This window comes from Nitratireductor aquibiodomus NL21 = JCM 21793, assembly GCF_000615975.1.
Classification (GTDB): Bacteria; Pseudomonadota; Alphaproteobacteria; order Rhizobiales; family Rhizobiaceae; genus Nitratireductor; species Nitratireductor aquibiodomus.
Map to the genome: position 1 here is coordinate 1 of NZ_BAMP01000130.1, position 9,280 is coordinate 9,280.

The 9,280-nt window shown below is 61.6% G+C and carries 7 protein-coding genes; 4 read left to right on the forward strand and 3 right to left on the reverse strand.

Annotated features, from left to right (window positions below; genetic code table 11):
• From gltB to JCM21793_RS21690, 3 genes are all read left to right on the forward strand, one after another.
• The coding region (gene gltB, locus JCM21793_RS21680) for a glutamate synthase large subunit (protein ID WP_025031700.1) at positions 1-2,773 on the forward strand (2,773 nt) is incomplete at its 5' end.
• A 24-nt stretch (positions 2,774-2,797) separates the two neighbouring features.
• On the forward strand, positions 2,798-3,388 hold the full coding sequence (locus JCM21793_RS21685) for a glutathione S-transferase family protein (protein WP_007008559.1): 591 nt from the start codon (positions 2,798-2,800) through the stop codon (positions 3,386-3,388).
• An 18-nt stretch (positions 3,389-3,406) separates the two neighbouring features.
• Positions 3,407-4,861, forward strand: coding sequence for a glutamate synthase subunit beta (locus JCM21793_RS21690; protein ID WP_025031701.1), 1,455 nt, complete (start codon positions 3,407-3,409; stop codon positions 4,859-4,861).
• Positions 4,862-4,882: 21 nt separating this feature from the next.
• Here the strand turns inward: JCM21793_RS21690 and JCM21793_RS21695 are convergent, their stop codons facing one another.
• A complete protein-coding gene (locus JCM21793_RS21695; RefSeq protein WP_025031702.1) occupies positions 4,883-6,124 on the reverse strand; it encodes an SGNH/GDSL hydrolase family protein in 1,242 nt (413 codons plus the stop codon).
• 23 nt (positions 6,125-6,147) lie between these two features.
• The gene (locus JCM21793_RS21700; RefSeq protein ID WP_025031703.1) at positions 6,148-7,374 is read right to left on the reverse strand and encodes a lytic murein transglycosylase; all 1,227 of its coding nucleotides are present in this window, start codon (positions 7,372-7,374) and stop codon (positions 6,148-6,150) included.
• A gap of 200 nt (positions 7,375-7,574) precedes the next feature.
• On the opposite strand from JCM21793_RS21700, the gene galU reads away from it, so the two are divergent.
• The gene (galU, locus tag JCM21793_RS21705; protein ID WP_007008563.1) at positions 7,575-8,447 is read left to right on the forward strand and encodes a UTP--glucose-1-phosphate uridylyltransferase GalU; all 873 of its coding nucleotides are present in this window, start codon (positions 7,575-7,577) and stop codon (positions 8,445-8,447) included.
• Positions 8,448-8,540: 93 nt separating this feature from the next.
• Here galU and JCM21793_RS21710 read toward each other — a convergent pair.
• Positions 8,541-9,280, reverse strand: a 740-nt coding sequence (locus JCM21793_RS21710; protein WP_025031704.1) for an outer membrane beta-barrel protein, incomplete at its 5' end; no start/stop codon positions are given.

Here is a 9,280-nt window from a genome sequence, read left to right on the forward strand (position 1 = left end):
TGCCGGCGGTTACAACATCATCATCCTGTCCGACCGTCAGATCGGCCCGGACCGCATCGCCATTCCGATGCTGCTTGCCACCGCCGCCGTCCACCATCACCTGATCCGCAAGGGGCTGCGCACCGCCGTCGGCCTCGTGGTCGAATCCGGCGAGCCGCGCGAGGTGCATCATTTCTGCTGTCTCGCCGGCTATGGCGCCGAGGCGATCAACCCCTATCTCGCCTTCGACACACTGCTTGCCATGCACAAGGCCGGTGAGTTTCCGCCGGAGGTAGACCCGCAGGAGGTCGTCCACCGCTACATCAAGGCCATCGGCAAGGGCATTCTGAAGGTCATGTCCAAGATGGGCATCTCCACCTATCAGTCCTATTGCGGTGCGCAGATTTTCGATGCCGTGGGCCTCGAAAGCGATTTCATCGAACACTATTTCACCAACACCGCCACCACGATCGAAGGTGTCGGTCTGGAGGAGATCGCTGCCGAAACGGCAGGTCGCCATGCTTCGGCCTTCGGTTCCGATCCGGTGCTGAAGAACGCGCTCGAAGTGGGTGGCGAATACAATTACCGCATGCGCGGCGAATCCCACATCTGGTCGCCCGATGCCGTCGCCTCCCTCCAGCATGCCGTGCGCGGCAAGTCCTTCGAGACCTATCGCGATTTCGCAAAAATGGTCGATGGCGAGGCGGCAGACGCCAAGTCCATTCGCGGCCTCTTCGCGGTCAAGACGGCAGGAGATGCCGGTCGCAAGCCTGTCCCGCTGGATGAAGTCGAGCCGGCGTCCGAGATCGTCAAGCGGTTTTCCACCGGCGCCATGTCCTTCGGTTCCATCAGCCGCGAGGCGCATACCACTCTGGCGCGCGCCATGAATGCGCTGGGTGGCAAGTCCAATACGGGCGAGGGCGGCGAGGAGCCGGACCGCTACATGCCCATGCCCGACGGCACGATGAACCCCGAGCGTTCCGCCATCAAGCAGATCGCCAGTGGCCGCTTTGGCGTCACCACGGAATATCTCGTCAATTCCGATATGATGCAGATCAAGGTGGCGCAGGGCGCAAAGCCCGGCGAGGGCGGTCAGCTTCCCGGCCACAAGGTCGACGCCACCATCGCCAAGGTGCGCCACTCCACGCCGGGCGTCGGCCTCATTTCGCCGCCGCCGCATCATGACATCTATTCCATCGAGGATCTGGCGCAGCTCATCTACGATCTGAAAAACGTCAACCCGGATGCGGATGTCTCCGTCAAGCTCGTCTCCGAGGTTGGCGTGGGCACGGTCGCGGCCGGCGTTGCCAAGGCGCGCGCCGATCACATCACCATTTCGGGCTATGATGGCGGCACGGGCGCTTCCCCGCTCACCTCCATCAAGCATGCAGGCAGCCCGTGGGAAATGGGCCTTGCCGAGACGCATCAGACCCTGGTGCTCAACGGCCTGCGTTCGCGCGTCGCGCTGCAGGTTGATGGCGGGCTGAAAACCGGCCGCGACGTCATCATCGGCGCGCTGCTCGGTGCCGATGAATATGGCTTCTCAACCGCACCGCTCATTGCCGCCGGCTGCATCATGATGCGCAAGTGTCACCTCAACACCTGCCCCGTCGGCGTGGCCACGCAGGATCCGGTGCTGCGCAAGCGCTTCAAGGGCACGCCCGAGCATGTGATCAACTACTTCTTCTACGTCGCGGAAGAGGTGCGCCAGTATCTGGCCGAGATGGGCTACACCAGTCTCGACGACATTATCGGCCAGTCGGATCTGCTTGAGAAGAACGCGATGATCGAGCACTGGAAGGCGCGTGGTCTCGATTTTACAAAAGTCTTCTACAAGCCCGACGCCCCGCGCGAAGCAGTGCGCTGGACGGAACGTCAGGTCCATCCGATTGACGACATTCTCGACCGCAAGCTGATCGAGGCGGCAAAGCCCGCGCTTGAAAGCCGCGAAAAGGTTTCGCTCGATTTCCCGATCTGCAACACTGACCGATCGGCCGGTGCGATGCTGTCGGGCGCGGTGGCCAAGCGCTACGGCCAAAAGGGCCTGAAGGACAACACGATCGATGTGCGCCTCACGGGCACGGCTGGTCAGTCCTTCGGCGCGTTTCTGGCACGCGGTGTCACCTTCACGCTTCATGGCGATGCCAACGACTATGTCGGCAAGGGCCTTTCGGGCGGGCGTATCGTCATTCGTCCGACGGACGATTCGAAGATTGTCGCGGAAGAGTCCATCATCGTCGGCAACACCGTGCTTTACGGCGCCACCGAGGGCGAGTGTTATTTCCGGGGCGTTGCGGGCGAGCGTTTTGCGGTTCGTAATTCGGGTGCCGTTGCGGTGGTCGAAGGCGTGGGCGATCATGGCTGCGAATACATGACCGGCGGCGTTGTCGTCGTGCTCGGCCAGACAGGCCGCAACTTCGCGGCCGGCATGTCGGGCGGCGTCGCCTATGTGCTGGACGAGGCTGGCGATTTTGCTGAGCGCTGCAACATGGCCATGGTCGAGCTGGATCCGGTGCCGGAGGAAGACGACATCCTCGAAAAGCTGCACCACCACGGCGGTGACCTCATGCATAAGGGACGTGTCGACGTATCCGGCGACATGACCCGGCACGATGAGGAGCGTCTGGCGCAGCTCATCTCCAACCATCTCCACTACACGGGCTCTGAGCGGGCGCGCACCATTCTGGACAACTGGGCGGACTATCGGCCCAAATTCCGCAAGGTGATGCCGGTCGAGTACCGCCGTGCGCTTGAGGAGATGGAACGCATGAAACTGGGGCTGGCGGCGGAATAGCCGCCGTCCTTGGGAGAGAATGCGATGGAGATCTTTGGTGATCAGAACTCGGGCAATTGCCTGAAGGTCAAGTACACGGCGGATCATCTCGGACTCGCCTATCGCTGGCGCGAGCTTGACATCATGGCGGGCGAGAGCCGCACCGAGGCCTTCCTCGCCATGTCGCCCTTCGGGCAGGTGCCGGTGGTGCGGTTCGATGATGGTCGCACACTCGGGCAGTCCGGCGCGATCATGCGCTATCTGGCGCGGGGCAGCGCGCTCCTGCCGGATGACGCGTTCGCCGCGGCGGAAATGGATCAGTGGATGTTCTGGGAGCAGAATTTCCACGAGCCCAATGTGGCAGGCGCGCGTTTTCATGTGGTCTACCGCAGGGAGCCGGTGGAGACGCGTGATCCTGACAAGGTCGAGCGGGGCGAGGCCGCGCTCGATTTCATGGATGATGCTCTGAAGACGCGTGACTTCTTTGTCGGTGATGCGCTCTCCATCGCCGACATCGCGCTTCTGGGCTACACGCGGCTTGCCCCTCAGGGCGGATTTGAACTCGACGGGCGCAGGGCGCTCACCCGCTGGATTGCACGGTGCGAGGAAGTCCTCGGACTTTCGGCACTACAATAGAATAACGGGGTTTACTCGATGGGTAAGGTTACAGGTTTTCTCGAAATCGACCGGCAGGTCCACAAATATCAGCCGGCATCCGACCGTATTCGCCATTTCCGCGAATTCACGCTGCCCATGTCGGACAAGGAAGTCGAGAAACAGGCCGCGCGCTGCATGGATTGCGGCATTCCCTATTGCCATGGGCCGACAGGCTGTCCGGTTCACAACCAGATCCCGGACTGGAACGACCTCGTCTACAATGGCGACTGGGACGAGGCGATCCGCAACCTGCATTCCACAAACAATTTCCCCGAATGGACGGGCCGCATTTGCCCCGCGCCCTGCGAGGAAGCCTGCACACTCAATCTTGAAGACATTCCCGTTGCCATCAAGACGGTCGAGCAGGCCATTGCCGACAAGGCCTATGAGTCGGGCTTCGTGCGGCCCTATCCGCCCGAGCACAAGACCGGCAAGACCGTGGCCATCATCGGTTCGGGGCCCGCGGGCATGGCGGCTGCCCAGCAGCTTGGCCGTGCGGGCCATCAGGTGCATGTCTATGAGCGCGAGAGCAGGCCGGGCGGGCTGATGCGCTATGGCATTCCCGATTTCAAGATCGAGAAGCATTACATCGACCGCCGCGTCGAGCAGATGCAGGGCGAGGGCGTCACCTTCCATTGCGGCGTGAATGTCGGTGTCGACAAGCCGGTCGAGGAGCTCCTTTCTGAATATGATGCCGTTTTGTATTGCGGCGGTTCGGAGCGCCCGCGTCCTGCCGGTATTCCTGGTGCCGACCTCGAAGGTGTGCACGACGCAATGCCCTATCTGGTTCAGCAGAACAGGCGTGTGGGCGGCGAGGACATCCAGTCCGTTGCCTGGGCTTCCGATCCCATCCTCGCCGGCGGCAAGCATGTGGTGGTGGTCGGTGGCGGCGACACCGCGTCCGACTGCGTGGGCACGGCGTTCCGTCAGGGAGCGGTGCGTGTCACCCAGCTCGACATTCGTCCGCGCCCGCCGGAAAAGGAAGACAAGCTCGCTGTCTGGCCCTATTGGGCAACGAAGATGCGCACCTCATCCTCGCAGGCCGAAGGTGCGGAGCGCGAGTTTCAGGTCGCAACGCTTGAGTTCATCGGCGAGGACGGTGTTCTGACCGGCGTGAAGTGCTGCCAGGTCGACGAGAAGAGAAAGCCGGTTGCCGGGACCGAGTTCGTCATTCGCGCGGACCTCGCTTTCATTGCCATTGGCTTCTCCGGTCCGGCGGAAACGGGTGTTCTGTCGGAATTCGGAGATCGTCTGAAAACCGATGTGGATCGCCGCAACTCGGTCAACGTCAACGCCAATGACCGGGACTACAAGACCAGTGTCGACCGCCTGTTCACCGCAGGCGATGTCCGCCGTGGTCAGTCTCTGGTGGTCTGGGCGATCCGCGAGGGGCGTCAGGCGGCACGGGCGATTGACGAATTCCTCATGGGAAGTTCCGTCCTCCCGCGTTGAGCGTCTCAGCGCGTATTGAAATCAGGGCGTCGCCTGGGCCGGAGGGTCAGGCGGCGTTTCGCTTTTCGGAGTCGCGTTCGTGCGCAGGGAGAAATTGTCAGCACGACCGGGCTGGGCAACAGGTTCCGGAGTGGCCCCGTCGCTTTGACCGCGCTCCTGACGTGCGATCGGTTTCACCACAGCGCCCATCAGTTCCAGCCCGCCGTCGAGCGCGGGGTCGGAAAGGGAGATCGGCATGGTCCGGTTCACCGGTGAGGGGTTCTCTGGGTGCAGCACGAGCACCGGGAGGCTCTCCATGCCAAGCTCGCCGATATCTGGAGACACGGCCTCGCCGAGCAGTTTGTTGAGTGGCTTCTCTACGTAAAAGGCCACCTTGCGCTTTCCTGAGCGTGTCAGGTTGATGCCATCGCTGCCGCGCAGGCGCACCGGCTGCCCGTTCATGTCCGGGCCGGTGAAGATAAAACCGCCGTTTTCGTCCACGAAGCCGTCCCAGATATCCACGAACGAACCGTCGACCGCCTCGACCGCGGTCTTGTAGATGTCGTTGAAGGCGAGCATGTCCGAAGACATGCTTGATGATTTGAACGACGGCAGTCCGCTCCAGATGAGCGGGATTTGCTTTTCTTCCAGCGCCGCGGCAAAAGTCTCGGCTCTTTGCGTGTATTCCACGAGCCAGGCTTCTGAGCGTGGTGCTTCGCGTTTGCCGTCGACGACGAGCTGCTGGCGGTCGTTGGAGCCGATCATCATGACAACGACAGTGGGGGATACTTCCTCCAGTATGCCCGCAATCTCGCCGTTCCAGTCGTAATAGTCGTCACGCACGAAGCCTGACGATCCATTGCTGCGGTTCACCACACGGACGCCGGGCGATTCCGCATAGGCTGAACTCAGCCCTTCTGCGAGACCTCCGGCGAGGAAGTCGCCGAGAACGAGAACGACACGGGCATTCTCAAGCTTTTCGACTTCCGGCGGCGGTGGAGGTTGGGGGGCCGCGCTGCGGGTGGCCGAGCGGCGGCGTTGTGTGCCCTGCTGCTTTCGTGGGACAGAGCGCTGGCGCGTTGCCGGGCGTTCCGGCTGGCGCTGGCGCAGTGCTCCTCCGAAAAGGAGATCGAACAGGCCACGTCGTTGCTCCCGCCGGTATTCCTGCGCTTCTGCTGTGGAAGGAATGGCAGTTGCCGCAGGCATGGCCAGACTGAAGGCGACAACGGCAAGCGCGATGCACTTGCCGCTGCCGTCAGATTTTTTGGTCCGGTTGGCCTTCATGCCCCGCGTTCCGTGCTCCCGGTTCAGTTTCCGCGCAGGCGTCGCAGGACTTCCTTGCCGGGATGGCCGTCCTGCTGCATGCCGCTGCGTGCCTGGAAGGCGCGAATGGCGGCACGTGAGCCTGACCCAATCTTGCCATCGATCGGCCCGTCATAATAGCCAAGCGCGCCGAGACGTTTTTGCAGTTCTTCCGTTTCGGTATAGCTCAGTCGTTCGAACGGGCGGTTCCAGTCACGCACCAGCCCGCCATATCCGGCGATCTGATCGGCGAGCAATCCGACCGCGAGCGCGTATTTGTCGGAATTGTTGTAGCGCTTGATGACCTGAAAATTCTTGGTCACCAGGAAGGACGGTCCCTCCCGGCCGTCCGGCACTTTCAGCTCGGCGCTGTCGTTTGGGCGGGGGAATGGCTTGCCATTGGCGCGCACCACGCCAATCGACTGCCAGCGGCTGAGTGACATGTTGCCACCGGGAAACTTGCGTCCGCCGGGCAGGGCAGCCGTCTCGTAGCCCCAGGTCTCGCCTGCGCGCCATCCATTGCGGCGGAGAAGATTGGCTGCCGTCGCGAGCGCGTCGGGGATCGAGGTCCAGATGTCGCGGCGGCCATTGCCGTCCATATCGACTGCGTAGGCCTGATAGCTGGTCGGGATGAACTGGGTGTGCCCCATCGCGCCCGCCCACGAGCCGGTAAGATGGCCGACGTCGATGTCGCCGGTCTGGAGAATCTTCAATGCGGCGATCAATTGCTGGCGGGCGAATTTCGCGCGCCGCTTGTCGGCGTAGGCGAGTGTGGCTAGAGAACGCGGTACGCTGCGCATGATGCGTTCGTTCTTGAGCACTTCGCCATAATTCGATTCGACCGACCAGATGGCGAGCAGAACGTAGCGGCTTACGCCGAACTGGCTTTCAATGCGGTCGAGCCACGGCTTCCACTGACGGGCAAGCTGGCGACCGCGCTGAATTGCGTCTTCCTGCACACGGTTGTCGAAATACTCCCAGGGCTCGGCGCGGAACTCGGGCTGATAGCGTGCTTTCTCAAGCACTTCGGGGTCGGGCGCAGTGATGCCGCGGAAGGCGCGGTCATAGGTGGCGCCGGATACCCCGTTTTGAATAGCCACGCCGCGGAACTGCTGAACCCAGCGCTGGAAGCCCGCATCGGCGCTGGCCGGTTGAAGGGTTACGGTGTAGGCGACCACGAAAGAAGCGATCAATGTCGCGACGAGGTTTCGTGGGGGCAAGCGGAACAACATCACGATCTCCGTTACAGGTACTCCAGCGCATCCATGACAGGTCCCGGTTAGAAAAACGTTTACCATGCTGTTAATGTCCGTGATCATTCTTCCGGGGAACTTGTCACGATATACGCGCATTCATTCAGGAAACATCAATCCGGCGTTGCTATGGCGTCGCCATATCCCTTTCTAGCAACCTTTTCGGGGGCCTATTTCTAATGACGAAACTTCGCAAAGCGGTATTTCCTGTCGCTGGTCTCGGAACACGTTTTCTTCCGGCCACTAAGGCAATTCCCAAGGAAATGCTGACGGTCGTCGACAAACCGGTGATTCAGTATGTGGTCGACGAGGCACGCGAAGCCGGTATCGAGCACTTCATCTTCGTGACGGGACGCAATAAGGCTGTCATCGAGGATCACTTCGACATTCAGGTGGAACTTTACGATACATTGGAACGCCGCGGCAAGAACGAGGTTCTGCAACGCCTGCACGGTATGCAGCCGCAGCCGGGGCAGACGAGTTTCACCCGCCAGCAGGAACCGCTCGGTCTTGGCCATGCGGTCTGGTGTGCGCGCGAACTGGTCGGCAATGAGCCGTTTGCCCTTCTTTTACCGGACATGATCATGCAGGCTCCGAAGGGGTGTCTGTCGCAGATGGTGGAGGTGTTCGAGAAGACCGGCGGCAATGTGGTCTCGGTGGAAGAATGCGAACCTTCCCAGACCCACAAATACGGTATCGTCGGACGCGGTGACGATGTCGCCGGAGGTTTTGAGATCAATGCGATGGTTGAGAAACCGAAGCCGGAAGATGCACCGTCGAATTTCTACATTAACGGCCGTTATATCCTTCAGCCGGCGATATTCGATCTTCTCGCACAGCAGGAGCGCGGGGCGGGCGGTGAAATCCAGCTTACCGATTCGATGCTGACGCTGATGCAGCGCCAGCCGTTTCACGGCTATCACTTTACCGGCCGCACGTTCGACTGCGGTTCGCCCGAGGGGTTTGTGGAGGCCAATCTTGCCTTCGCGCTCGAGCGCCCCGAACTGCGCGAACATGTGCTGAGGGTTGTCGAGGCTTCGGGCCGCAGCTGATTCAGAATTTTGGGAAAACGCCGCGTTTCGACCTGAAATGGTGGCGTTTTCCAGCTTTTCCGGAATTCTGGAGCGAATTCCCGAAAACGCGTTCTACCGCTGCATTCGGACGCCCATGAATACGCTCGTGGCATCGTAATCACGGCCCGGAAGGCTGCTCGTGCGCTTCTCATAGCGGGCGCGGCCGGTCAGGCCCAGCGTGCGGTTGAGCCACCAGGTCATGCCGGCTTCACCGTTCATCGTCAGGTCGTGCCCGCCGCTCATATAGTCGCGCCAGGAAAGGCCGGCAGCCGCCTCGGCGGTGAGGTTTGCGCGAATTTGACGTTCAAGCCGCAGTGTCCCGGCATACAGGATAGAGCCGCTGTCGCCCGCATCCGTCGTGCCTTCGATTATGGTGGAGCCATCGAACCGCACATTGGTGCCGCGCTGTGGCGACCAGTTGAGGGCTGCGGCAAGCGCCAGCCCCGAAACCGTATCCAGCCGCTCGTCGTCAAGGTCCTCGGCAATCCATCCGACGGACGCTTCGCCGGAGAGCTTCTCCTCGATATCGACCATGATACCGGCGCGTGCGGCAAGGCGCGTTGCCGAGCGCTCATAGCCGGCGCTGTCCTGTGTCTCGTCATAGAACCGGCGACCGAACTCGCCCTCGATGAACGGGGTGAGGGCGGGTGAAATGGCATATCCGGTGCGCAGGCGCAGCGTGGCAAGCGTCGCGTTGCGCTCGTCCTGCGAAAGCGTGCTGCCATCGATCAGCGTAGCATCGCCATATTGCTGACGCGACACCGATCCGGTGGCGCTCAGACGCAGTTTTCCAAAATCCTTCGAGAGGCCGA